At 73.6% G+C, this 23384-nt stretch carries 21 protein-coding genes and 3 pseudogenes; 17 read left to right on the top strand and 7 right to left on the bottom strand.

From position 1 onward, the window contains the following. The first annotated feature begins 111 nt into the window (after nucleotides 1-111). The 9 genes and pseudogenes from ACZ8ZB_RS04390 (at nucleotide 112) to ACZ8ZB_RS04350 (ending at nucleotide 8801) form a co-directional block, all read left to right on the top strand. The gene (locus tag ACZ8ZB_RS04390) at nucleotides 112-867 is read left to right on the top strand and encodes a response regulator (protein WP_470736401.1); all 756 of its coding nucleotides are present in this window, start codon (nucleotides 112-114) and stop codon (nucleotides 865-867) included. A gap of 153 nt (nucleotides 868-1020) precedes the next feature. Beyond that, nucleotides 1021-2136 (top strand): Gfo/Idh/MocA family protein, encoded by a 1116-nt coding sequence (locus ACZ8ZB_RS04385; protein ID WP_470736400.1) that lies wholly within the window; start codon nucleotides 1021-1023, stop codon nucleotides 2134-2136. Next, complete coding sequence (locus ACZ8ZB_RS04380; RefSeq protein WP_470736399.1) at nucleotides 2133-3065, top strand: DUF6807 domain-containing protein; 933 nt, start codon at nucleotides 2133-2135, stop codon at nucleotides 3063-3065. Before ACZ8ZB_RS04385 ends, ACZ8ZB_RS04380 begins: the two co-directional genes overlap by 4 nt. Further along, nucleotides 3059-3604, top strand: a pseudogene (locus ACZ8ZB_RS04375) (cupin domain-containing protein); the annotation flags it as partial. The gene ACZ8ZB_RS04380 and the pseudogene ACZ8ZB_RS04375, both read left to right, overlap by 7 nt. A 971-nt stretch (nucleotides 3605-4575) precedes the next feature. Continuing rightward, nucleotides 4576-5136 (top strand): RNA polymerase sigma factor, encoded by a 561-nt coding sequence (locus ACZ8ZB_RS04370; RefSeq protein WP_470736398.1) that lies wholly within the window; start codon nucleotides 4576-4578, stop codon nucleotides 5134-5136. Continuing rightward, on the top strand, nucleotides 5133-5960 hold the full coding sequence (locus ACZ8ZB_RS04365; RefSeq protein WP_470736397.1) for a zf-HC2 domain-containing protein: 828 nt from the start codon (nucleotides 5133-5135) through the stop codon (nucleotides 5958-5960). The genes ACZ8ZB_RS04370 and ACZ8ZB_RS04365 overlap by 4 nt, the downstream gene beginning before the upstream one ends. Nucleotides 5961-6025: 65 nt before the next feature. Further along, a complete protein-coding gene (locus ACZ8ZB_RS04360) occupies nucleotides 6026-6835 on the top strand; it encodes an ABC transporter ATP-binding protein (protein ID WP_470736396.1) in 810 nt (269 codons plus the stop codon). Further along, entirely contained in the window at nucleotides 6832-8229 is a 1398-nt protein-coding gene (locus ACZ8ZB_RS04355) for a hypothetical protein (protein ID WP_470736395.1), read from the top strand. The genes ACZ8ZB_RS04360 and ACZ8ZB_RS04355 overlap by 4 nt, the downstream gene beginning before the upstream one ends. After that, nucleotides 8226-8801, top strand: a complete 576-nt coding sequence (locus ACZ8ZB_RS04350; RefSeq protein ID WP_470736394.1) for a hypothetical protein — start codon at nucleotides 8226-8228, stop codon at nucleotides 8799-8801. Before ACZ8ZB_RS04355 ends, ACZ8ZB_RS04350 begins: the two co-directional genes overlap by 4 nt. Before the next feature lie 529 nt (nucleotides 8802-9330). Here the strand turns inward: ACZ8ZB_RS04350 and ACZ8ZB_RS04345 are convergent. Next, nucleotides 9331-10317, bottom strand: coding sequence for an alpha/beta fold hydrolase (locus ACZ8ZB_RS04345; protein ID WP_470736393.1), 987 nt, complete (start codon nucleotides 10315-10317; stop codon nucleotides 9331-9333). A gap of 144 nt (nucleotides 10318-10461) precedes the next feature. On the opposite strand from ACZ8ZB_RS04345, the gene ACZ8ZB_RS04340 reads away from it, so the two are divergent. Continuing rightward, nucleotides 10462-11067 carry a helix-turn-helix domain-containing protein gene (locus ACZ8ZB_RS04340; protein WP_470736392.1) on the top strand — a complete coding sequence of 202 codons (606 nt, stop codon included), beginning with the start codon at nucleotides 10462-10464 and terminating at the stop codon, nucleotides 11065-11067. A 147-nt stretch (nucleotides 11068-11214) separates the two neighbouring features. Here ACZ8ZB_RS04340 and ACZ8ZB_RS04335 read toward each other — a convergent pair. The 3 genes and pseudogenes from ACZ8ZB_RS04335 to ACZ8ZB_RS04325 form a co-directional block, all read right to left on the bottom strand. Beyond that, nucleotides 11215-11502: pseudogene (locus ACZ8ZB_RS04335) on the bottom strand (transposase); the annotation flags it as partial. A gap of 179 nt (nucleotides 11503-11681) precedes the next feature. Beyond that, nucleotides 11682-12353, bottom strand: a complete 672-nt coding sequence (locus tag ACZ8ZB_RS04330; RefSeq protein ID WP_470736391.1) for a phosphatase PAP2 family protein — start codon at nucleotides 12351-12353, stop codon at nucleotides 11682-11684. A gap of 85 nt (nucleotides 12354-12438) precedes the next feature. Then, nucleotides 12439-12803 (bottom strand): annotated as a pseudogene (locus tag ACZ8ZB_RS04325) (heavy metal translocating P-type ATPase); the annotation flags it as partial. A gap of 301 nt (nucleotides 12804-13104) precedes the next feature. Between ACZ8ZB_RS04325 and ACZ8ZB_RS04320 the strand changes: the two are divergent. Beyond that, nucleotides 13105-14052, top strand: coding sequence for a hypothetical protein (locus ACZ8ZB_RS04320; protein ID WP_470736390.1), 948 nt, complete (start codon nucleotides 13105-13107; stop codon nucleotides 14050-14052). A gap of 6 nt (nucleotides 14053-14058) precedes the next feature. Here the strand turns inward: ACZ8ZB_RS04320 and ACZ8ZB_RS04315 are convergent, their stop codons facing one another. Further along, on the bottom strand, nucleotides 14059-15894 hold the full coding sequence (locus tag ACZ8ZB_RS04315) for a glycoside hydrolase family 15 protein (protein ID WP_470736389.1): 1836 nt from the start codon (nucleotides 15892-15894) through the stop codon (nucleotides 14059-14061). A 65-nt stretch (nucleotides 15895-15959) separates the two neighbouring features. Further along, on the bottom strand, nucleotides 15960-16739 hold the full coding sequence (locus ACZ8ZB_RS04310; protein ID WP_470736388.1) for a DeoR/GlpR family DNA-binding transcription regulator: 780 nt from the start codon (nucleotides 16737-16739) through the stop codon (nucleotides 15960-15962). Nucleotides 16740-16863: 124 nt separating this feature from the next. Here ACZ8ZB_RS04310 and ACZ8ZB_RS04305 point away from each other — a divergent pair, with 124 nt between their 5' ends. Then, a complete protein-coding gene (locus ACZ8ZB_RS04305; RefSeq protein ID WP_470736387.1) occupies nucleotides 16864-17745 on the top strand; it encodes an SIS domain-containing protein in 882 nt (293 codons plus the stop codon). A 20-nt stretch (nucleotides 17746-17765) separates the two neighbouring features. After that, nucleotides 17766-18632: a class II fructose-bisphosphate aldolase gene (locus ACZ8ZB_RS04300; protein ID WP_470736386.1), complete on the top strand. Its 867-nt coding sequence runs from the start codon at nucleotides 17766-17768 to the stop codon at nucleotides 18630-18632. Nucleotide 18633: 1 nt separating this feature from the next. Here the strand turns inward: ACZ8ZB_RS04300 and ACZ8ZB_RS04295 are convergent, their stop codons facing one another. After that, nucleotides 18634-19767, bottom strand: a complete 1134-nt coding sequence (locus tag ACZ8ZB_RS04295; protein WP_470736385.1) for a methyltransferase — start codon at nucleotides 19765-19767, stop codon at nucleotides 18634-18636. 68 nt (nucleotides 19768-19835) lie between these two features. On the opposite strand from ACZ8ZB_RS04295, the gene ACZ8ZB_RS04290 reads away from it, so the two are divergent. The 4 genes from ACZ8ZB_RS04290 to ACZ8ZB_RS04275 are packed head-to-tail and all read left to right on the top strand — an operon-like array spanning nucleotide 19836 to nucleotide 23149. Continuing rightward, nucleotides 19836-20510, top strand: coding sequence for an alpha-ketoglutarate-dependent dioxygenase AlkB family protein (locus tag ACZ8ZB_RS04290; RefSeq protein WP_470736384.1), 675 nt, complete (start codon nucleotides 19836-19838; stop codon nucleotides 20508-20510). 13 nt (nucleotides 20511-20523) lie between these two features. Beyond that, nucleotides 20524-21762, top strand: coding sequence for an ROK family protein (locus ACZ8ZB_RS04285; protein ID WP_470736383.1), 1239 nt, complete (start codon nucleotides 20524-20526; stop codon nucleotides 21760-21762). 45 nt (nucleotides 21763-21807) lie between these two features. Beyond that, on the top strand, nucleotides 21808-22698 hold the full coding sequence (locus ACZ8ZB_RS04280) for an NAD(P)-dependent oxidoreductase (protein WP_470736382.1): 891 nt from the start codon (nucleotides 21808-21810) through the stop codon (nucleotides 22696-22698). A 31-nt stretch (nucleotides 22699-22729) separates the two neighbouring features. Then, nucleotides 22730-23149: a PPOX class F420-dependent oxidoreductase gene (locus ACZ8ZB_RS04275; protein ID WP_470736381.1), complete on the top strand. Its 420-nt coding sequence runs from the start codon at nucleotides 22730-22732 to the stop codon at nucleotides 23147-23149. Nucleotides 23150-23384: the final 235 nt, after the last annotated feature.

Below are 23384 nucleotides of genomic sequence, written 5' to 3'. Positions count from 1 at the left end.
TGGACGGTTCCGGCGCCCGTGCGGCGCTGCGTCGCGACCGCCGGAGGGGACGGCCGCCGCCCGGGCGGTCGCGGTCACCTCACCGGCGCGGTGGCGGAAGGAGCGGAAGCGATGAGCAGCACGCGGGACGGGCGGTCCGCGTCCGCGGCCGTCGACGCGATCGGCGTGCTCGTGGTCGACGACGACTTCCGGGTGGCCCGGGTGCACCGCGCCTACGTCGAACGCCTCGACGTGTTCCGGGTCGTGGGCGTCGCGGGGACCGGTGAGCAGGCGATCGCCCTCGTGGACGAACTCCGTCCCGATCTGGTGCTGCTCGACCTGTACCTGCCCGACCTGTTCGGTCTCGACGTCATCCCCCGGCTGCGGACCGCCGGACACGACTGCGACGTGATGGTCATCAGCGCCGCCCGGGAGGCGGACGCGGTGCGCGGCGCGGTCCGGCACGGGGTCGTCGACTACCTGCTCAAGCCGTTCGACTTCGAGGACCTGCGGGGGCGGCTGGAGCGTTACGCCGGCCGGCGCGGCCGGCTGCTCGACACGGTGGTCCGCGGTCAGGCGGATGTCGACCGGGTGCTGGCCGGGGCGGCGGGGACGGTGCCCCCGGGGCTGCCCAAGGGCATGAGCGCGGAGACCGCCGGGCTGGTCGAGCGCACCCTGCGCGAGACCGACGGCACCCTGTCGGCCACCGAGTGCGCCGCCCTGACCGGGGTCTCGCGGGTCAGCGCCCGCCGGTACCTGGAGTACTTCCACACCGTGGGCGCCGCGGAGGTGTCACTGCGGTACGGGGCGACGGGGCGGCCCGAGCGGCGGTACCGGTTCCTGGGGCGGGGCGGGGGACTGCGGTCGGGAGGCGGAGCGCGGGCGTAGGGGGCGGTCCGGGGCCGGATTCCGGTTCCGGCCGGTCCCGGATGCGGGGCCCGGGGTTGTTCCCGTCGGCGGGCGGGCCTAGGGTCGACGGTGAGGGAAAGCGCTTTCTAGAGCTTTCCGGCCCGCCTTCGCCGTCGTTCCGAGGAGCGCCGCATGTCCTTGCCCCCCGTCCGCCGCCGTGTCGCCGTCGTGGGCGCCGGCGCCATCGTCAGCGGAGGTCACCTGTCCGCGCTGCGCGCCCACGCCGACCGCACCGAACTGGTCGCCGCCGTCGACGTGGACCAGGGCCGGCTCGACGCCTTCCGCGCGTCCGCGGGGGAGCGGGTCGCCGGATTCACCTCGGTGGGCGCGATGCTGGACGCCGTACGGCCGGACCTGGTGCTGATCGGGACCCCGCCGTCGTTCCACCGGGAGCAGACGGTGGCCGCGCTCAAGGCCGGCGCCTGGGTGCTGTGCGAGAAGCCGCTGTGCCTGTCGCTCGCCGAGTACGACGACATCGCGGCCTCCGAGGAGGCCTCGGGGGCGTACGCGTCCGTGGTCTTCCAGCACCGCTACGGTTCCGGTGCCGTCCACGCCCGCGAACTGATCCGCGGCGGTGAGCTGGGCGCCCCGCTGGTCGCGCACTGCCAGACCACCTGGCACCGGGACGCCGCGTACTACTCCGTGCCCTGGCGCGGACGCTGGGCCACCGAGGGCGGCGGGCCGACGATGGGACACGGCATCCACCAGTTCGACCTGCTGCTGCACCTGCTGGGGGAGTGGGAGGAGATACGGGCCATGGCGGCGCGCCTCGTCCACGACACCGAGAGCGAGGACGTCTCCACCGCCCTGGTCCGCTTCCGCGGCGGTGCGCTCGCGACCGTCGTCAACAGCGTGCTCTCGCCGGACGAGGTGAGCCGCATCCGCGTCGACTGCGCGGACGCGACGGTCGAACTCACCCACCTGTACGGGCACGTCAACGACGACTGGAGCTACACCCCGGCCCGGCACGTTCCCGCCGAGCGCGCCGCGGCGTGGCGTACGCCCGCGCAGGACGTGCCCAGTTCGCACACGGCCCAGCTGGGCGCCCTCCTCGACGCCTACGACGCCGGCACACGACCGCCGGGGAGCGGACCGGAGGCGCGGAGCACGCTCGAGTTCGCCGCCGCCCTGTACAAGGCCGCGTTCACCGGGCTGCCGGTGCGGGCCGGGGAGATCGGCCCCGGTGACCCGTTCCACGCGGCCATGCACGGCGGTCACCCCGACTGGGCGCCCGAGGAGCGCTCATGAGCATCCGCGTCACTCATGAGATCGGCGATGCCGTGGTGGTGGCCGCCGGAGGCACGGAGATCCTGCGGTACGTCTACCGGCCCGATCCCGAGGCGTTCGAGTCCCGGAAGCCGTACGCCCATCCGGTGCGGACGCTGGGCGGACGTACGGTCACCGGATACCGGCCGAACGACCACCGCTGGCACAAGGGGCTGCAGATGACGGCCAGCCATCTGTCGGGACAGAACTTCTGGGGCGGCAATTCGTACGTGCACGGGCGGGGTTATCTGCCGCTGCCCGAGCGCATCGGGTCGATGCGGCACGACGGGTTCTCCGCCTTCGAGGCCGGGGGCGACAGGCTGGACTGCACCGAGGACCTGACGTGGGTGGAGAACGGCGGTGCCGAATGGGCCCGTGAGGAGCGCGGACTGAGCGTCCACTCGGTCGACGAGGAGGCCGGGGCCTGGGTGCTGGACTGGTCGATCCGGCTCACGAACCTGCGTGACGTGGCGCTGGAGTTCGGCTCACCCACCACAGCCGGCCGTGAGATGGCCGGCTACACCGGACTGCAGTGGCGCGGGCCGCGCGACTTCACGGGTGGCACGGTCCTCGTGCCGGACGTCGGCGCGGGCGCCGGTGCGGAGGCCGGGAAACTCATGGGCACGCAGGCGCCGTGGCTCTCGTTCAGCGCCGAACACGACGGGTACGACGGTCACTCCACGCTCGTCTTCGCACACGCGCCCGAGAACCTCGACGGGAGCGCCGTCCACCCCTCGCACTGGTTCGTGCGCTCGCAGCCCGTACCGTCGGTGGCGTTCTCCTGGGCGTTCTTCGAGGAGTTCGCGCTGCCGCCGGGGGAGTCCTTCTCGTACCGCTACCGGATCGTGGTCGCGGACGGGGTGTGGGACCGGGAGCGGGTGGAGGCGCACCTGGGCGGTCTGCCGTGGTGAGCGGGCCCGCTCCGCTTCCCGGCGCGGTCGGCCGCTCGCATCTCGACGCCTACGACTGGGAGGCCGCCGACGGGGTGTGCGGCGGCAGTCCGCATCTGCATCTGTGTGCACGGAGGCGTACGTCGTGACCGGCGGCCGGGGGCCGTGCAGACCCTGAGCCGCGACGGGTACCGGGACGTCCCGCTGCGGCCGGGCACGGTGGCCTGGTTCACGCCGGGGACCGCGCACCGGATGGTGCAGGGCGGGGATCTGCGGGTCACGGTGCTGATGCAGAACAGCGGGCTGCCGGAGGCCGGGGACGCCGTGTTCACCTTCCCGCCGGAGGTGCTGGCCGACCCCGGACGGTACGCGGACGCCGCGACGCTCCCGGCCGGTAGGGGTGCGCGGGTGGAGACTGCGGCACGGCGGCGGCGGGACCTCGCGGTCGAGGGGTGCCTCGTGCTGCGTGAGGCGCTCCCCGCCGGCGACGACGGGCCGTACCGGGAGTTCCTGCGGACGGCCGCGCGGCTGGTGCGGGGACGGGTGCCCAAGGCTGCGTCTCATATGGCCCGCACAGGGTCTTTCATGGGCTGTGGCTGCCGGGCGGACCGATGCGTTCCACGCGGGGCATGAGAACTTCGACGCCCGTTCCGCCCGTTCCGCCCGTTCCGCCCGTCGGTCCGGGCGCCAGGCGGCCCCTTCGGTCGAGGCCGTGCCTGGCGTCGTACGCGGCGTCAACGGCCGGGCGGTTCGGGGTAGCGTCGTCGGCGGTGGTCCGGGTCGTCGACGCCGGTCTCGTACCAGGGATCGCCGCGCTGGAGCGGGGCAGGGTGTTCACTCAGACCGCGACGGCGATGCCCTTCACCTCGTCGGCGAGCGCTTGGAGGCGGTTGCCGAGCAGGTGTTCCTCCTTGCCCGCCAGGACGACGTGCAGGCGCGGGAAGGCCTGGGAGCGGGTGCAGCGGTGGCGCTGCCACGAGGGGAACGTACCGCCGATCGTGCCGCGGGCGCCTTCCCGGACGCGGTGCCCGGCGTAGCGCTCGCAGTCCCGGACCTCACTGCGAGGCGGGCTCAGGACATGGTGCCGTTGTCGATCTCGAAGAGGCGGACCTCGCTGATTCTGATCGGCCGTGCGAGGACAGCGTCGAGGTTGAAGCTGAGGCTGGTCTCCTCGATGGCGTGGGTGACCTCGACCTGCCAGTCGGTGAGGTGCTTGCGGCCTCTGAAGGCGGGATCATGTCCGTCACCGCGACGCCGTGCGGACCGAACCCGTCTTTCACCGCCTTCGCGCCGGTGCCGGCCTCCGGTCGGGGAGGCAGCTCGTTGCCGTCAGCCAGAGCCTTCTGCCCGCCGGGATCAGGTTGCGGATCGGATGCCGTCCGGCCTTGCCGTTCGTCAGTCTCGGATGGACGTAACGGCCGCCGGTCGTGCATGAACTACTGCCTCCGGTCCAGGCTTCCATCACGCTTCACATGTGGCGGGAGTCACAAGGGATGTAAAACCTGCCGACCGTGTGCGACGTCTTGCGGGTGTGAGATCAGCCAGAAAGGCATGGGGCGAGCTGGACGAGGAAGGTCTCGTTCGGCTGGTGGCCAAGGGTGACCGTGCCGCGTTCGAGGAGCTGTACCGGCGTACGTCGCCGTGGTTGGCGGTGCGGCTGCGGCGGCGCTGTGCTGACGAGCAGATCGTCGCCGAGGTGATGCAGGAGACGTATCTGGCGGTGTGGCGCGCGGCGGATGCGTTCGCCGGGGCCGCGGTCGGGGGGACGGCCGTGGGCTGGCTGTGGACGATCGCAGCGCGCAGGCTCGTCGATGCGTTCCGGCGCAGGGCCCACCACGCGGAGCCGCCGCCCGCGGCCGCCTCGCGGCCCCTGGCGCCCGCTGCCGAGGAGGAGGCGCTCGCGGCGAGTGTCGGGGGTGACGTCGGGGACGCGCTGCGGCGCCTCGCGCCGGAGCTCAGACAGGTTCTGCAGGCCATGGTGCTCGACGGGCTGACCGTCCGGGAGACCTCGGTCCTGCTCGGGGTGCCCGAGGGCACGGTCAAGACCCGTGCCCGTCGGGCCCGGATCGCGATGCGGAAGGCGCTGGCATGAGCGTGGAACACGCGTCGATGCGGCTCATCGACGGATACGCGCGCGGCGACATGAACCTCGCCGCCGACGAGGTGTGGGCCCTGGAGGCCCACCTGGAGACGTGCCGGGTGTGCCGGGACCGGCTGTCGGCCGCCGTGGCGACGCGGACACCGGCCGTGGCGACGCTGATCGACAGCGTGTGGTCCGGCCTCGGACCCCAACTGGCCGCCGCGACCACGATGCCGCGCCGGCGGCGCCGGTCGACGCGACTGGCGAGGTGGCTGACGCCCACGATGGTGCCGTGGCTGGCCATGGTCATGAGCGTGACACCGCTCGCGCTCCTGCTCGACCTGACCGGCACCGGCTCCGACGAGGTGTCCCTGGTCCTGCTGCTCGCCCCGGTCCTGCCCGTGCTCGGCGTCGCGGCATCCTGGTCGCGCGGCCTCGACCCGGCGTACGAGCTGACGGCCTCCGTACCGAGGGCGGGGCTGTACTTGGTGCTGCGACGCACCGCGTCCGTGCTCGCCGTGGTCATTCCCGCGTTGCTCGTGGGCGGCTGTGTGGCGGGGGACGCGGGGACGACGGCCGCGCAATGGCTGCTGCCCTGTCTGGCCTTCACCTCGACGGCCCTGGCGCTCGGCGGTGTCATCGGTGTGACCCGCGCTGCCGTCGCGCTGGTCGCTGTGTGGGCCGCCGTCATCGTGGCGCCGACGCTGGCCGCCGGCCGCACGACCTTCGCTCTGCGGACGGGCGGTCTGCCCGTGTGGGCGCTGGTCCTCGTGCTCGGCATCGGTGTCCTGGTCGTCCGCAGGGGTGCGTACTCCGTGCTCGGAGCCCACCGTTGACGGCCGGAAGGCCAGCCGGAAACGACGACCACCAGCCACCGGAAAAGACATCGGAAAGGACGTGCATGATGCCCGCGATGAACGCGGCTGACCTCGTGCCGACGACCTACGCCTGGCAGATTCAGACCACAGGGCTGAAGGTGAGGGCCGGCAGGAAGCGGATGGCCGTCGACGGCCTCGACCTGTCACTGGGCACCGGTGTACACGGCCTGCTCGGCCCCAACGGGGCGGGCAAGACCACCCTCATCCGGGCGCTGGCCACCGTACTGCGCCCCGCCGGGGGCACCCTGGAACTGCTCGGCGAGTCCGTGGGCGGCATGGGTGAGCACCGTGCGCTGCGCCGCCGGATCGGCTACCTGCCGCAGGAGTTCGGTTACTACAAACGGTTCACCGTGCGCGAGTTCGTCGAGTACATGGCGTGGCTGAAGGAAGTACCCAAGGCGGAGATCCCCGCAGCGGTGCAACGCGCCGTGGAGCGGGTGGGTCTGGCGGACCGTGCCGACGAGCGGATGAAGGCCCTGTCGGGCGGCATGGTGCGGCGGGTCGGCATCGCCCAGGCCATCGTCAACGACCCGTCGATCCTGCTGCTGGACGAGCCGACGGTCGGTCTGGACCCGGCGCAGCGGCTGCGTTTCCGCGAGCTGTTGCAGGAGCTGGGCACGGACACCTGTGTGCTCGTCTCCACCCACCTGGTGGAGGACGTGGCCGCCGCTTGCACCGACGTGGTGCTCTTCGCCGAGGGCCGACTGGTCTTCCAGGGCACCCCGGGCGAGCTGGCCGCCGCGGGTGGTCCCGAGCACGTGGGCGACAGCCCGCTGGAGCGCGGCTACTCGGCCCTGCTCCAGGGCCCCGAGCGGGGAAGGGGCGCCTGGTGAACGCACGCGTCCTGCGCACCGAGCTGAAGCGCTCCGTCGCCCTCTGGGCCGGCGCCCTGGTCCTGACGAGCGCGCTGGCGTTCCTGTACCTGGTGGACGGCGCGTGGTGGAGGGGCAGCACGGCGTGGACGGCCCAGTGGACGTCCCTGGCCCTGACCACCCGCGGCCTGCTGTTCTACCTGTGGCCGCTGGCCGTGGGACTCGGCGCGCTGCAGGGTCTGCGCGACCACCGCTCGAAGATGTCCGAGCTGCTGACGAGCACGCCGCGGCCCGCCTGGCACCGGGCAGCCACGATGGCCGGCATGACGGCCGTCGCACTGGCGTCGGCCTTCGCGCTCCTCGTCCTCGTCGGCGCGGTCCAGGTGCTCGCCCATAGCGAGTACACACACCTCGGGTGGCTGCCGATCGCGCTGGTGGGAGCCCTCTCTCTCGCCGCGGGAGCGACGCTGGGCATGGGGGCCGGTCGCGCCCTGCCGTCCGCGCTCACCCCTCCCGCGCTGGCCATGGGCGCCTTCGCGTTCTCGGCTCTGATGCACATGTCGTTGGGCCGGACGCAGACGTACACGGCCTCGGGCGTCCCGGTCACGGAACCCAACCGGGTCTCGCTGCTGTCCCCGGCGGTGCAGGAGGTGCGGGACGTACTGGTCACGCTCTCCGCGTCCGTGCACGTCGGACAGACGATCTGGCTGCTGGGCCTGGCCGCGACCGGCTTCGGACTGCTGGCCGCCACCACCTCGCGCACCCGGCTGATCGCCCTGACGCCACTGTTGGCAGGCGCGGTGATCGCCCTGCTCGTCCTCCCCTCCGACCCGCGCCGGATGTACGTCGTCGACGAGGCCGCCGCGGAGCCGGTGTGCGACGGCCCGGTGTGCGTGACGAAGACGCACCAGGGACGGCTCGCCGGATTGGCGGGGCCCGGCAAGGAGGCGCTGCGCCTGCTGCACGAAGCCCTGGGCGACCATGCACCGGTCTCGATCCGGGAGAACACCGCCGTACTGCCGGACGGCTCCACGCCGCGGTGGTCCCGGAAGAGCGTGCTCTTCGACTTCGACGAGGACATCATCGCCGCCGCGGAGGGCGAGGAGCTGACCTGGGCCCTGATCGCCAAGGGCATGGTGCCGGGGTGTGATCCCGTCGGCTGGAGCGGCTTCGGAGAGGACGAGTTCGCGCGGACCGTCGCGGTGGGCTGGGTCCTCGGGGACCTCAAGTCGCTTCCCGGCGCAGGGTCGGCAAGCCTGCGCCGCGAGGCCGACGCCAAGGCCCGCCCGGTGTGGAGAGAGCTCAAGGCGCTTCCGCTGGACGGGCAGCGCGCGCGGATCAACGCAATGCGCGCCGCCGCGTTCTCCTGCAGGGGGGACGCGTTCGACGCGCTGAAGGGCGGTGCGTCCCGGTGAGGTGGCTGATGCTGTACGCACGCTCCCGGCAGGTGCCCGCGTCGCTCGCCGCAGTGGTGATCAGCGCGGTGACGGTGTGGGCGCTCGCCCGGGACGGCGGCGGAGAGCCGTGGGACCCACGGCCGCCCGTGCTCGTCCTCGCCGCAGCGGCGATGGCGGTCTCGGCCGGGCTCAGCGGGCAGGACCTCGCGCTGGACCGGACGGCCGCGATCCGCTGGGCACCCCGCAGAGCGGCGCACGTACTGCTCAGCAGCGGGATCATCGCCACGGTGCTGCTGGCCGTGCAAGCGGTGGGCGAGGACATGGCCACGACCGCGTTCATCGTCCGGGACAGCGCGGGCCTGATGGGGCTGGCCGCCCTGGGCGCGGCACTCTCGGGCGGGCAGTTCGGGTGGACGCTGCCGTTCGCCTGGCTCGCTTTCTCGTTCTTCGCCCCGCCCGCCACCAGTATGCCGATGCAGGTGGCGACCTGGATGCTGCTACCGCCCGGCACGGCGGCGGGCACCTGGACGGCCCTCGTCCTCACGGTCGCCGGCACCACGGCCTACGCCCTGGCGGGGCCGAGACGGTAGCCGGACCGGACGGTCGAAGACGGAGCGCCGTTCGCACAAAATCGGCGACAGTCCGTGAGCGACTGTGCGCATGCCGGACGATGACGGTGGTCACCTGCGGTCCACGGCTGGCATGGCGACCACGTCGTCACGAAGTCGGGAGCGGCAGGAGCAGGGCGCCACCATCAAGGTCCGGCCGAGCCGGACGCGCCGCAGAAGCCGCGTGCAGCTCCGCACCTCGGGTCCGGACCCGGCGGAGCAGGCGCCGTCGGGCCCGGGCCGTCAGGGTCCAGGAACGACCTCCGCACCAGTCGGGCCCTTCGGTCAGGTCCACCCGCGCAGTCTGTCGGAGCCGTCTCGCACAGCATGCTGGTTCTGCGAGGGGTTCTGCGCACGGCGACCTGCGGATTCGTGAGCGGCTCCGGGCTGTTCGCAGAACTCTCGCAACTGGTCGTCTGTGAGAATCACGCAGCACCCGGCCGTAGCCGCCGCGCTTGGGCACGCGGGCCGAACCCCTCCGTGCACCCGAGCCCCGGCCGCGCCTGGCGGTTCAGCCCGTGAGGGTGTTGAGCCAGCCGGTCAGCAGACGGTTGATCTCCTCGGGGCGTTCCTGCTGGATCCAGTGGCCGCAGCCCTCTACGAGGTGGGCGGCGGTCAGGCCGGGGAGGGTGGTGGGGAAGGCGTCGATGGCGTCGGACATCCAGGTGGTGGAGGCGTCCAGGGCGCCGCCGATGAACAGGGACGGCTGCTTGATCGGGGCGCCGCGGTGGGGGGCGAGATCTTCCCAGTCTCGGTCCATGTTGCGGTAGCGGTTGAGGGCGCCGGTCAGGCCGGTGCGCTCGAACTCTCCGGCGTAGACGTCGAGTTCCTCCTCGGTCAGCCAGGCCGGGAGGAGGCCGGCGGGGAAACGGTCACGCAGCCGGCCGCCGTGGGCGACGAAGTGCGGGTCGGGCTCGCCCTGGGCGGGCATGGTGTCGGCGGACAGCGCGGCGTAGAAGCCCGCGAGCCAGCCCCGCACGTCAGGCTCGATCTCCGTCTCCGCGCGGCCGGGCTTCTGGAAGTAGGAGACGTAGAACTCCTGCTCGGGGCCGCCGATCTGGCCGAAGGCGTCGGTGGGGCGGGGGCCGCCGGGTGGCGCGTACGGGACGCTCAGCAGGGCGACGGCCCGGAAGACCTCGGGGTGGAGCAGGGCGGAGGTGGCGGCGATGTTGGAGCCCCAGTCGTGGCCGACGACCACCGCGTTCTCCTCGCCGAGGGCGTGCACGAGGGCGACGTTGTCCTCCACCAGGTCCAGCATCCGGTAGGCGTCGGTCTCCGCAGGCTTGGAGGAGCGGCCATAGCCGCGCACGTCGATCGCCACCGCCCGGTACCCGGCCGCGGCGAGGGCCGGGAGCTGGCGGCGCCAGGAGTACCAGGACTCGGGGAAGCCGTGCACGAGCAGGACCAGCGGGCCGGTGCCCTGCTCGACCAGGTGAAGGCGTCCGGCCGGGGCCTCGACGGTGCGGTGGCGGAGTGCGGCGGACGACTCGGGCTGCATGGTGGCTTCTCCTCGGTTCGCGGGTGAAGGCAGGTACGCATCGATCATGCGGCGCAGCTACCGTCCACCGCGATTATCCTTGCCGCTCTGGCAAACTTGCAGGACAGGGTGGTGGAGCGGCACGTCCGGAAGGGGGCAGAGCGGGTGACAGGCGACGACGTGGCCGACATGCTGGCGGCCATGGGCCCCCGGCTGCGGGCCGCGCGTGAACACCGCGGCTCCACGCTCACCGGCGTCAGCCGCGCGACCGGCATCTCCCCGAGCACGCTGTCCCGGATCGAGACCGGCCGGCGCAAGCCCACTCTGGAAGTGGTGCTGCAGTTGGCGAAGGAGTACGGCGCCTCCCTGGACGAGCTGGCCGGCATCGCCCCCGCCGCCGAGCCCCGCACCTCCGCGCTCCAGCGTTTCGGCGACGACAAGACGGTGCTGCCGCTGACCCGGTACGTCGGGGGCCTGCACGCCCACAAACACGTCCTACCCACCGTCCAGGAGCCGCCCGCGCGGCCCCGGCAAGTCTCCCACGACGGCTGGGAATGGCTGTGCGTCCTGTACGGGCGGCTATGGCTCGCGCTCGGCGACCAGGACCTCGTCCTGAGCGCCGGGGACGTCGTCGAGTTCAACACCCGCAATCCCCACGGGATCGCGAACGCCGGCCCCGGCGGCCCGGTCGAATACCTGATCATGTTCGGACCGCAGGGAGAGCGCCTGCGACCGCGCACCCCGCCCGCCCCCGGCCCCAGGGCCCGGTAGCAAGCAGCGAACGAACGGCCTGACGCCCCGGATACGCCCAGGACGCCAGGCCTCTTCCTCGTCGTCCTCAGCAGCGTCGGGGGCGCGGAAGGGGCGCAGGCCCTGGCCGGGGCCACCGGCGGTGATGCTGAACGGTTATACGTTGTCTCATTTGGCGAGTCTGCGGTGGCAGATGAGGGTGCGGGCGATGGCGGTGAAGGCGAGGAAGTGTCCGGCCTTGCGTTCGTGGCGGCGGTGCGGGCGGCGGCAGCCGGCCAGTCAGGACACGGTGCGTTCGATGGTCCAGCGGTGTCGGCCGAGCCGGGTGGAGGACTCGACGCCCCTGCGGGCGATGCGGTGCCGGATGCCCCGCTTGCGGAGCCACCGACACAGGTCGTCGTAGTCGTAGCCCTTGTCGCCGTGGAGTTTGGCGGGCCGTCGCCTCCACGGGCCGGCCCCGGCGGACGGCCGCGAGGACGTGGTGCGTGCCCCGCCCCGTGCCTTCGGCGAGGCGACCCGTCCTCGGCGCGGGAGGCGTTGCCCCGCCGTCGGACAGGTCATCGCTCGTTCGGGCCGAGCCCGCGGACGCCGGTGACGAAGGACGGCGCACCGCCCCCGTCACCGGAGTCCGCGGGTCACGGCCGGCGCAGGGCCCGCATCCGGCGCGGGGCGTACGACGCCGGAAGACGGGCCGCCCCCACGGCCAGCGCGGTGGCGGCACTGGCGATGCCCAGGATCGCCCCGGCGGCCACATCGCCCGGATAGTGCACACCCGTGTGCACCCGCGAGTACCCCACCGCACACGCGAGAGCCCCCAGCGGCACGGACGCCGCGGGCAGCACCGTTCCGACCGCCGTGGCGAACGCGACCGCGGACGCGGTGTGCCCCGAAGGGAACGACGCCGACGTCGGCATGGGCACGTGCCGGTCCACGGTCACCCGCGCGGCCTCCCGGTCCGGCCGCGCCCTGCGCACCAGCCGCTTTCCCAGCAGGTTCGCCGACGCCGACGCCACGGCGACCGCCCCCACCCCCGCCAGCGCCGCCCGCCGCGGCCGTGCCCCGCTCAGCGCGAGGACCCCGGCGATGGCGAACGAGATCTTGGAGTGGTCGGCCGTGTGGGACAGCCTGCGCAGCGCCCGGTCGAGCGTCGGCGTCGGCGTGGCGGCGACCGCCGCGTACAGGGCGCCGTCCACCGCCCTGAGGTCGCCGAGGACCGCGGCGGCGACCCTGCGCAGTCCGTCGGCGGGTGGTACGGGCTTGGTGAGCGGACGGGTGACGTCCTGGTCGGTGGTGGGCGGCTCGCTCATCTGTCTCTCCCGCGGTGTCATCGTGGGCGAATCACCAGGTGCCCACGGTACGCATGATCCATCCGCACGGACTCGCCCACCCCGGTCAGCCGGCCCGGAAAGCGCGCAGGCGCAGCGAGTTGCCGACCCCGAGGACCGAGGAGGAGGCCATGGCCGCTCCGGCGGCATCGGGTTGAGCAGTCCGGCCGCGGCGAGCGGCAGGGCGACGTCGCGGGCGAAGGCCCGGGACGGGCTGGACCGGACGGCGTCCGCCGCGGCACGCAGGTCCCCGCGGGCGAGGGCGAGCCGCCGGCCTCGATCGCGGCGTCCGCGGCGGTGCCCGTGACCGGGCCCGGACCGGTCCGGGCGAGCGCCGCCGCGTCGTCGGCCCGTCGCCGATCACGGCGACCGAGCGGCCCCCGCCCGGAGCCGCTCGACGACGTCCGCCCTGTCCCGCGGCAGCGCCCCGGCGGTGCCCCCCGTCCGGTTGAGCTTCTTCCCGATCCGCGCGGCGCACGAGGCGCAGATCGTTCCGCCGATGGCGAGTTCCGCCCCGGCGGCATCGGCGCCCGCTGTACGGACGGTCGTGGGTGCTCCTGGAACAGAGGGGTGAGGGATACGGGGGGTATCCGGGCAAGCGGTCCGCACGTACCCCCGGCGGGTATGCCTCGCGAGGGCTCCATGAATTGACTTCATACCCCATAGGGGTATCGTGAGCTGTATCGAGCGGCTCGTGGCGAGCCGTCGGTCCCCTTTCCGAGGAGAGACGGTCATGAATACCGGACTGAAGATCACCGCATTCGCCACCGCCCTGGCCGCCACCTTCGGCACGGCCTACGGCGTCGGGGAGAGCCTCGGTCCGGTCGTCGCGGACCGGGCGCCGGCGCACGACGAGCGGCACGCCCCGCCCTCGGCGGAGGCGGACGGCCACGCGGGGCACGACACGCCGCCGGCAGGAGGGCTCCAGATCTCCGAGAGCGGCTACCGGCTCGATCTGCGGACCCCGCGCGTCACCGCCGGGCACCGCACCGAGCTGCGCTTCGCCGTCCGGGACGGCCACGGCCGGGCGGTCACCGAGTACCGCCGCGAACACGACAAGGAGCTCCACCTCATCGTCGCCTCGCGCGACCTGCTCACCTACCGCCACCTGCACCCCACCCGCACCGCCGACGGCACCTGGACCACCCCCGTCGACCTGCCCCGCGCCGGTGGCTACCGGGTCTTCGCCGACTTCACCCCGGCCGCCGAGGGCGCGCGCAACCTCACGCTCGGGGCGGACCTCGCCGCCTCCGGCCCCTACCGGCCGCAGGAACTGCCGCGGGCCGGCGGCACGGCCCGCACCGACGGCTACGAGGTCGAGCTGACCGGGACCCTGCGCCCCGGACGGGCGAGCGAACTGAGCCTCTCGGTCTCGCGCGGGGGAGAGCCGGTCACCGACCTCCAGCCCTACCTCGGCGCCTACGGCCACCTGGTCGCCCTGCGCGCCGGGGACCTCGCCTACCTGCACGTCCACCCGGCCGGCGAACCCGGCGACGGGAGGACCGGGTCCGGCCCGGCGGTCTCCTTCACGGCCACGGCGCCCAGCAGCGGCAGCTACCGGCTGTTCCTGGACTTCAAGCACGACGGCGTCGTCCGTACCGCCGCGTTCACCGTCCACGCCGGGGTGGCGGAGAAGGCGGAACCGCCGGCGCCGGAGCACTCCGGCGGCCACGGGCACTGAGCGCGCTCAGCCCAGGGCGCGATCCAGGTTGAACGCCGCGCTGATCAGGGCGAAGTGGGTGAACGCCTGGGGGAAGTTGCCCTGTTGCTCACCGGTGTGGCCGATCTCCTCGGCGTACAGGCCGAGATGGTTGCCGTAGGTCAGCATCTTCTCGAAGGCGAGGGCCGCCTCGTCGAGCCGCCCGGCGCGGGTCAGCGCCTCGACGTACCAGAACGAGCAGATGGAGAACGTGCCCTCGGCGCCGTGCAGTCCGTCGGGGCTCACCAGCGGGTCGTAGCGGTAGACCAGCGAGTCGGACACCAGGTCCTCGGTGAGGGAGTCGAGCGTCGACAGCCACTTCGGGTCGGTCGGCGCGATGAACTTCGACAGCGGCATCATCAGGACCGCCGCGTCCAGCACCTCCCCGTCCTCGTGCTGCACGAAGGCCCGGCGCGACGCGCACCAGCCGCGGTCCATGATCCGCCGGTAGATGGTGTCGCGGCTCGACCGCCAGTGGGGGAGATCGGCGGGCAGGCCGCGCCGGTTGGCCATCCGGATGGCCCGCTCGATCGCCACCCAGCACATCAGGCGCGAGTACAGGAAGTTCTTCCGCCCCCCGCGGGTCTCCCAGACCCCCTCGTCGGGCTGGTCCCAGTGCGCGCACACCCAGTCCACCAGCGCCGTCACATGGTCCCACTGCTCGCTGGAGACGGGTTCGGCCCACTTGTCGTAGAGGTAGATGGAGTCGATCAGCGCCCCGTAGACGTCCAGTTGCAGCTGGTCGGCCGCCGCGTTGCCGACGCGGACCGGCGCCGAGCCGCAGTGGCCCTCCAGATGGGCGAGTTCTCGCTCGGGGAGGTCGGTGCGGCCGTCGATGCCGTACATGATCTGCAGTGGGCCGGAGGCCTTGTGGTCGCCCGGACTGATGTGCCGGGAGACGAATCCCATGAACGCCTCGGCCTCCTCGGTGAAGCCCAGCCGCAGCAGCGCGTACACGCAGAACGCCGCGTCGCGCACCCACACGTACCGGTAGTCCCAGTTGCGTTCCCCGCCGGGCTCCTCGGGCAGGCTGGTCGTCGGCGCCGCGACGATCGCCCCGGTCGGCGCGTAGGTGAGCAGCTTCAGGGTGAGGGCGGAGCGGTGCACCATCTCCCGCCAGCGGCCCCGGTACCGCGAGGAGGACAGCCATCGCCTCCAGTACGCCACCGTCGAGCCGAACTGCCGCTCCGCCTCCCCGCACTCGCAGAGACCCGGGGGCGCCTCGGGGCCGACCCGGTCCAGGGCGAACACCGCCGTCTCCCCCTCGGCCAGCTTGAACTCGGCCCGTACGTCGCCCCCTTCGGTCTCCACCGGGACGGTCGCGGTGAGCGCCAGGGACAGTTCCCCCGAGTCGAAGACCGCGATGCCGCCGGTCAGCCGCACGGTGTGCGGCCGGGAGCCGTACCCGAACCGCGGCGCCACCAGCGCCCGGAACGGCACGGAGCCGCGCACGCACAGCACCCGCCGGATCAGCCGGTGCCGGGCCTCCTCGGCCGGCGTGCCGCCGACCGGCATGAAGTCCTGCACCTCGCCGACCCCGTCCTCGGTGAAGAACCGGGTGATCAGAACGTTGGTGTCGGGGAAGTAGAACTGCTTGGTGCGGGCCGGCGCGGCCGCCGCCAGCTCGAAGCAGCCGCCCCGCTCGGCGTCCAGGATCGCGCCGAACACGCTCGGTGAGTCGAAGGACGGGCAGCAGTACCAGTCGATGGTGCCCCCGGTCCCCACCAGCGCCACGCTGCGCAGATCGCCGACCAGCCCGTGGTCGGCGATCGGCACGTACCGGCGCGCGCGGGAACCGTCCCGTCCCTTGGTCGTCCCGTCCATCGCAGCCTCCCTGGGCCGGCACGCCGTGCTCACCCGCCAGCTTAGGCAGCTTCGGCCCGACCGGCTCAGGCCACCACGACCCGCAGTCCCGCCTCCTCGAGGCGGCGCACCGTCTCCGGGTCCGCGCCCGTGTCCGTGACCAGGGTGTCCACCTGCTCGGCCGCGCAGATCCGGGCGAACGCCCGCCGGCCCAGTTTGCTGGAGTCGGCGGCCACGATCACCCGCTCGGCCCGCTCGCACAGCAGCCGGTTGACCGCCGCCTCCGCCTCGTCATGGGCCGCCGCCCCGTGCACGGCGTCGAAGGCGACGACACCGAGCACCGCCACATCGAGGGTGATCTGCCCCAGCACCCCGCCCGCGAGCGGCCCGACCAGCTCGTACGACTGGGCCCGCGCCACCCCGCCGGTCAGCACGATCTTGAACTGGGGCCGTACGGCCAGCTCGTTGGCGATGTTCAGCGCGTTCGTCACCACGGTCAGCGCGGGTGCCCCCGAGGCGAGGTCCCCGCGTACGGCCAGCGCCCGCGCCACCTCCGTGGTGGTCGTGCCACCGGTCAGCCCGACCGCCTCGCCCGGGGCGACGAGACCCGCCACCGCCTGCGCGACGCGCTGCTTCTCGGAGACGTGCCGTGCGGCCTTGTAGCGCAGCGGCAGCTCGTACGAGACCCCGTGCACCACCGCGCCGCCACGGGTGCGCACCAGCATCTGCTGTTCGGCGAGCCGGTCGAAGTCGCGCCGGATCGTCGCGGCCGACACCGCCAGCTCTCCGGCCGCCTCCTCGACGTCCAGCCGGCCGCGCTCGACGAGCAGCTCCAGCAGCGCCTTCCAGCGGGCGTCCCGCGACATCCGCCCTCCCGTCTCCGTGGTCCCCGGTGACCCTAACGCACCTGATCTCCGTCCGAATGCTTGATTCTGCTCGAAACCTCGCCCAATCTTGCAGGAACAATCACCGAGCCTCCGGGGGTGCGACATGACCCATGTCGAGGACGAACTGGGCAGCCAGCCCGAGTGCTGGAGCCGCGCCGCCGCGCAGGCCCCGTCCCGGACCCCGGTCCTCCCGGCACCGGGGGAGCGGGTCGCGGTGGTCGGCTGCGGGACGTCGTACTTCATGGCGCGGGCGGTCGCGGCCCTGCGCGAGGACGCGGGCCGGGGCGAGACCGACGCCTTCGCCGCCTCCGAGTTCCCGCGGCACCGGGGCTACGACCACGTCGTCGCCCTCACCCGCTCCGGCACCACCACCGAGGTCCTCGACCTGCTGGGCCGACTGAGGGGCGGCACGCGCACCACCGCGGTCACCGCCGACCCGGCCGCCCCCGTGATGTCGCTCGCCGACGAGACGGTCGTCCTCGACTACGCGGACGAACGCTCCGTCGTCCAGACCCGGTTCGCCACCACGGCCCTCACCCTGCTCCGTGCCCACCTGGGCCTGCACACCGAAGCGGTCGTCGAGGACGGGCGCACGGCCCTGCGCGATCCACTGCCCGAAGGGCTGGTGGACAGCGCCCAGTTCACCTTCCTCGGCCGCGGCTGGACCGTCGGCCTGGCCGACGAGGCCGCACTGAAGATGCGCGAGGCGGCCCTCGCCTGGACGGAGTCCTACCCCGCGATGGAGTACCGGCACGGCCCCATCAGCGTCACCACCTCCGGCACCGCCACCTGGATGCTCGGCGACGCCCCGGAAGGGCTGGCCCGGCAGGTGCGGGACACCGGCGGACTGTGGATCGAGGGCGCCCTCGACCCGCTCGCCGAACTCGTCCGCGTCCAGCGGCTCGCGGTCGCCGTCGCCGCGGTCCGCGGCCTGGACCCCGACCGGCCCCGCCACCTCACCCGCTCGGTCGTCCTCGCGCCCTGACCCGTCGGAAAGGACGGACCGTGCCCCTCACCACCACCGGCGAGCTCGTCACCCGCGCCGCCGCCCGCCGCTCGGCGGTCGCCTCGTTCAACATCATCACCCTCGAGCACGTCGAGGCAGTCATCGCCGGCGCCGAGACGGCGAACGCCCCCGTCGTCCTCCAGGTCAGCGAGAACGCCGTCAGGTTCCGCCGCGGCCGGCTGCTTCCGCTCGCCCGCGCCGCCGCGGCCGCCGCCGAACGCGCCGCCGTCCCCGTCGCCCTGCACCTCGACCACGTCCGGAGCGACGCCCTGCTGCGCCAGGCCCCGGACGCCGGATTCGGCTCCGTGATGTACGACGCGGCCCGGCTGCCCTATGCCGACAACCTCGCCGCGACCCGGGCCGCCGTCGACTGGGCGCACGCCCAAGGGCTCTGGATCGAGGCGGAGCTGGGTGAGATCGGCGGCAAGGACGGGCAGGGCGCGCTGGACGCCCACGCCCCCGGCGCCCGTACCGACCCCGACCGGGTCCGCGCCTTCGTCGCGGACTCCGGCGTGGACGCGCTGGCCGTCGCCATCGGCACCACCCACGCCATGACCACCCGCACCGCCACCCTCGACCACGCCCTCCTCCGACGGCTGGCCGCCGCCCTGGACGTCCCCCTCGTCCTGCACGGCTGCTCCGGCCTCCCCGACCGAGAACTCGCCGCGGCGGTCACGGGCGGCATCGCCAAGGTCAACGTGGGAACCGCCCTGAACATCGCCATGACCGGAGCGATCAGGGAATTCCTCACCGTCCACCCCGAGGCGGTCGACTCCCGCGGCTACCTCACGGCGGGCCGGGAGGCGATGGCACGGGCGGTGACGGGGATCATCGAGGCGCTGGGCACGGCCTCGGCGCCGTCCTGAGTCAGCGCTTCACGGCCCTCAGGACCACGAACTTCGGGTCCGACGCCACCACTTCGCCGTTGCCGAACAGCCGTCGCAGCTTCACGTGGTACCCCAGGTGGCGGTTGCCGATCACCCACAGCTCACCGCCCCGGCGCAGGGTGCGCCGGGCGCCGGTGAACATGCGCCAGGCCGTGGCGTCGGTGGTCGCCTGGTGGGAATGGAAGGGCGGGTTGTTCAGCACGAGGTCGACACTGCCGGCCGGCACGCCCGACAGGCCGTCGCCGACCCGGAACTCGGCCTGTCCGCAGACGTCGTTCTCCCGGTACGTGGCCTGCGCGGACGCCACCGCCTGGAACGACTCGTCCACGAACAGCACCTCGGCGCGCGGATCCGCCAGCGCCATCGCCGTACCGACCACACCGTTGCCGCAGCCCAGGTCCACCACCCGTCCGCCGTCCTTGCCGGCGGGCAGGTGCTTCAGGAAGAACCGGGTGCCGATGTCGAGGCGGTCGGCGCAGAAGACGCCGGCGTGGTTGACGACCGTCGCGCCCGACACCGGGCCGATGCCGTCGGGCAGCGTGTAGCGGTACGGCCAGGGGTTCGCGGGGCGCTCCCGCGCGGGGTCGGGCGTGCAGAAGACCAGCCGCGCCTTCCTCTCGGCGAGCGAGGTCCTGGTCGGGCCGAGGATCCGCTCGAAGAGGTCCAGCGTCGAGGTGTGGATCTCCTTCACCATGCCGGCGCCGACGACGACCGTGTCCTCGTGCACCGCCGGCGCCAGCCGCAGCAGCTGGTCCTCCAGCAGCGCCAGGCTCTTCGGCACGCGGACGAGCAGGACGTCGATCCGGCCCGGCGGGGGGTCCTGCGTGGTGAGCAGCCGGACCGTGCCCGGCTCGACGCCGTTGCGCGCCAGGTTCGCGCGGGTCGCCTCCTGCCCGAGCCAGGAGTCGGTGATCTGCGTCGGCCGGTACGCGGCGAGCGCCGTGACCAGCGCGCCCCAGCGGTCGCCGACGACCACGACCGTGCCGGACGGCGGGACCCGCCGTCCGGCGAGATGCCTGAGGAGATACTCGTCGGACGCGTCCCAGGCACGCAGCCTGTCCCGCGGATCCTCGGGGAACCGGGCCAGCACCGGCTCGCCCCACGCAGTCGTCATACGGTCGCTCATCGTCCGACCAGGCTAGCCCAGCCGCAGCTCAGGGCGCGTCCGGCAGGATGGGGAGCATGGACACCGAGCTGTTCCCCAGGACACGCGGCGAGATCGCTCCCGGCGCGGTGCACGTGCCGGACTGGCTGGACGCGCGGGAGCAGCGGGATCTGCTGGACGCCTGCCGGGACTGGGCGAGGCCGCCCGCCGGACTCCGTACGGTCCGCACACCCGGCGGCGGCGCCATGACCGCCCGGCAGGTGTGCCTCGGGTGGCACTGGTATCCGTACGCCTACGCCCGCACCGTGGTCGACGGCGACGGCGCGCCGGTGAAACCGTTCCCCGCGTGGCTCGGCGAGCTGGGCCGTCGTGCGGTGACCGAGGCGCTGGGCGCGGACGCCGCGCGCGGTGCCGCGTACGACATCGCGCTCGTCAACTTCTACGGCGGCGACGCCCGCATGGGCATGCACCGCGACGGCGACGAGAAGGCGGACGCGCCCGTGGTGTCGCTGAGCCTCGGCGACACCTGCGTCTTCCGCTTCGGCAACACCACGGCCCGGACCCGCCCCTGGACGGACGTGCAGCTGCGCAGCGGCGACCTGTTCGTCTTCGGCGGACCCTCCCGGCTCGCGTACCACGGCGTTCCCCGGGTGCACGCGGGCACGGCGCCGCCCGAGTTGGGGCTGGCCGGCCGGCTGAACATCACGCTGCGGGTCAGTGGTCTGCGGTCCGCCTCCGAGTGCGGATCATGACAGACTCGCGTGCATGAGCGGGAAGGCGGACCCCCGGCCGGCGGGGGAAGGAACCACCTCGAGGACGCGGCTGGACCGGGGGCGCGGCGCGCTCGGACCCGCGCTGGAGCTCGTGCACACCGGACGCGCGCCGACCCGCGCGGTGCTCACCGCGGAACTGGGCGTGACCCGCGCGACGGCCGGTGCGGTCGCCGCCGAACTGGAGGCCCTCGGGCTGATCCGGGTGGACGCCCGGCCCGGCGCGGCGGCCGGTTCGCAGGGACGCCCCTCGCACCGGCTCTCGGTCGCCGAGGACGGGCCCGTGGCGCTCGCCGCGCAGGTGCACTCCGACGGTTTCCGGGCGGCCCTGGTCGGGCTCGGCGGCCGCATCGTCGCCACGGCGCCCGGCTGCGAGGTCGTCGACGCCGACCCGGCGAAGGTGCTCGGCTCCGTCGTCGCGGCCGGCGCCGAACTGCTGGAGGAGACCGGACGGCGGTGCGTGGGCGCCGGGCTCGCCGTGCCGTCGGCGGTGGCCGAACCGGAAGGGCTCGCCCTGAACCCCCTGCACCTGGCCTGGCCCGCGGGCGCCCCGGTGCGGGAGATCTTCGCCGAGCAGGTGCGCGCGGCGGGTCTGGACGGACCCGCCTTCGCGGCCAACGACGTCAACCTCGCCGCCCTCGCCGAACACCGGCACGGCGCCGGACGCGGTTCCCGGGACCTGCTGTGCGTGGCCACCGGCCACCGCGGTGTGGGCGGGGCGCTGGTCCTCGACGGCCGTCTGCACTCGGGCAGTTCGGGTCTCGCGCTGGAGGTCGGCCATCTCGCCGTCAACCCCGAGGGACGCCCCTGCCACTGCGGCAGCCGCGGCTGTCTCGACGTCGAGGCGGACCCGCTGGCGCTCCTGACCGCGGCGGGCCGGGCGCCGGGCCCCGAGATGTCCCTGCTGAAGCAGGCCGACGACCTGATCCACGGCCAGTACGACGACCCGGACGTGCGCACCGCCACCGAGTCCCTCATCGACCGCCTCGGACTCGGCCTGGCCGGACTGGTGAACATCCTCAACCCGGACCGGATCATCCTCGGCGGACTGCACCGCACCCTGCTGGAGGCCGATCCGGAGCGGCTCCGCGCCGTCGTCGCCGACCGCAGTCTGTGGGGCCGCAGTGGCGGCGTCCCCATCCTCCCCTGCACCCTGGACCACAACAGCCTGGTCGGCGCGGCGGAACTGGCGTGGCAGCCGGTACTGGACGATCCGCTCGGGGCACTGGTGTGAAGCACGGGGACATTCCGACCGGCAGACGGACAGAAAGCCGACTTCATGACCGACAAGCTCACCGTCAGCGTCCTGGGCACCGGCATCATGGGCGCGGCGATGGCCCGCAACCTCCTGCGCGCGGGTCACACCGTACGGGCCTGGAACCGCACCCGCGCCAAGGCCGAACCGCTCGCCGCCGACGGCGCGCACATCGCCGGCACCCCCGCCGAGGCGGTCGAGTCCGCCGACACCGTGCTGACCATGCTGTACGACGGCCCGGCCACCCTGGAGACGATGCGCCGGGCCGCCCCCGCCCTGCGCGGCGGGACCGTCTGGGCGCAGTCCACCACCGCGGGCATCGAGGGCGTCGCCGAACTGGCCGGCTTCGCCCGCGAGCACGGCCTGCTCTTCTACGACGCCCCGGTCCTGGGCACCCGTCAGCCCGCCGAGGCCGGACAGCTGACCGTGCTCGCGGCCGGCCCCGCCGAGGGCCGGGACAGGGTGACCCCGGTGTTCGACGCCGTGGGCGCCCGCACCGTGTGGGCGGGGGAGGACGGTGCCACGGCCGGTGCGACCCGCCTGAAACTGGTCGCCAACAGCTGGGTGCTCGCCGCGACCGCCGCCGCCGGTGAGGCCCTGGCCCTGGCCAGGGCACTCGACGTCGCACCGGACGGCTTCCTCGACCTCATCGCCGGGGGGCCGCTCGACATGGGCTACCTGCGCGCCAAGGCCGGGATGATCCTCGACGGGCGGCTGTCCCCGGCCCAGTTCGCCGTGACGACCGCGGCGAAGGACGCCAGACTGATCGTGCGGGCCGGCGAGCAGCACGGGGTCCGCCTGGACGTGGCCGCCGCGAGCGCCGAACGGTTCGAGCGGGCCGACGCCCGGGGCCATGGCGACGAGGACATGGCCGCTGCCTACTACGCCAGTTTCGACGACGACCCCATCACCTGACCGGCCGAGCGCCGGCACGAAGGAGCCCCTGGTGTCCAAGCCCCCGCTTCCCCCCGAGGCGCAGGAACTGCTGCGCAAGCCCAACCCGTGCGTCATGGCCACGCTGCGCTCCGACGGCACGCCCGTGTCCACCCCCACCTGGTACCTGTGGGAGGACGGCCGCGCGCTGATCAACTTCGACGAGGGCCGGGTGCGTCTGAAGCACGTCCGCCGCGACCCCCGCGTCAGCCTCACGGTGCTGGCCGGCGACGACTGGTACACCCACGTCACCCTGCTCGGCCGGGTGACCGAGATCTACGACGACGCGGACCTGGCCGACATCGACCGCCTCTCCCGGCACTACACCGGCGGTCCATACCCCGACCGGGAGCGGGCGAGGGTCAGCGGCCGGCTCGAGGTCGAGCGCTGGCACGGCTGGGGAGCGATGAAGGACAGCGACCAGTCCGGCTGACCACCGGCGCCCGGCCGGGATTCCCCGTGAGGGCGCGTCCCCCTCCCCTGCCGGGCGGAACGCCCGTTCCCGCGGAGCGGGGCAGAGGGGGCCGCACCCGGCCGGGAGGGAGGGAAGCAGCCGCCCCGCCTCCGCGTGCTCTCCGCGGGGTAGGCACGGTGCCGCCGGCCGTACGACGCCCAGGCTCCCCTCGGGGGACGACTCCCGGAGACGTCGCACAAGGAGCGACGAGACG

The organism is Streptomyces sp. 12E (assembly GCF_055633275.1).
This window is presented reverse-complemented; position numbering and strand designations above follow the sequence as displayed.

Coding starts and splice junctions, on each gene's coding strand:
- ACZ8ZB_RS04390 (WP_470736401.1), top strand. CDS start 112: ATGAGCAGCACGCGGGACGGGCGGTCCGCGTCCGCGGCCGTCGACGCG.
- ACZ8ZB_RS04385 (WP_470736400.1), top strand. CDS start 1,021: ATGTCCTTGCCCCCCGTCCGCCGCCGTGTCGCCGTCGTGGGCGCCGGC.
- ACZ8ZB_RS04380 (WP_470736399.1), top strand. CDS start 2,133: ATGAGCATCCGCGTCACTCATGAGATCGGCGATGCCGTGGTGGTGGCC.
- ACZ8ZB_RS04365 (WP_470736397.1), top strand. CDS start 5,133: ATGAGCGTGGAACACGCGTCGATGCGGCTCATCGACGGATACGCGCGC.
- ACZ8ZB_RS04360 (WP_470736396.1), top strand. CDS start 6,026: ATGATGCCCGCGATGAACGCGGCTGACCTCGTGCCGACGACCTACGCC.
- ACZ8ZB_RS04345 (WP_470736393.1), bottom strand. CDS start 10,317: ATGCAGCCCGAGTCGTCCGCCGCACTCCGCCACCGCACCGTCGAGGCC.
- ACZ8ZB_RS04330 (WP_470736391.1), bottom strand. CDS start 12,353: ATGAGCGAGCCGCCCACCACCGACCAGGACGTCACCCGTCCGCTCACC.
- ACZ8ZB_RS04320 (WP_470736390.1), top strand. CDS start 13,105: ATGAATACCGGACTGAAGATCACCGCATTCGCCACCGCCCTGGCCGCC.
- ACZ8ZB_RS04315 (WP_470736389.1), bottom strand. CDS start 15,894: ATGGACGGGACGACCAAGGGACGGGACGGTTCCCGCGCGCGCCGGTAC.
- ACZ8ZB_RS04310 (WP_470736388.1), bottom strand. CDS start 16,739: ATGTCGCGGGACGCCCGCTGGAAGGCGCTGCTGGAGCTGCTCGTCGAG.
- ACZ8ZB_RS04305 (WP_470736387.1), top strand. CDS start 16,864: ATGACCCATGTCGAGGACGAACTGGGCAGCCAGCCCGAGTGCTGGAGC.
- ACZ8ZB_RS04295 (WP_470736385.1), bottom strand. CDS start 19,767: ATGACGACTGCGTGGGGCGAGCCGGTGCTGGCCCGGTTCCCCGAGGAT.
- ACZ8ZB_RS04290 (WP_470736384.1), top strand. CDS start 19,836: ATGGACACCGAGCTGTTCCCCAGGACACGCGGCGAGATCGCTCCCGGC.
- ACZ8ZB_RS04285 (WP_470736383.1), top strand. CDS start 20,524: ATGAGCGGGAAGGCGGACCCCCGGCCGGCGGGGGAAGGAACCACCTCG.
- ACZ8ZB_RS04280 (WP_470736382.1), top strand. CDS start 21,808: ATGACCGACAAGCTCACCGTCAGCGTCCTGGGCACCGGCATCATGGGC.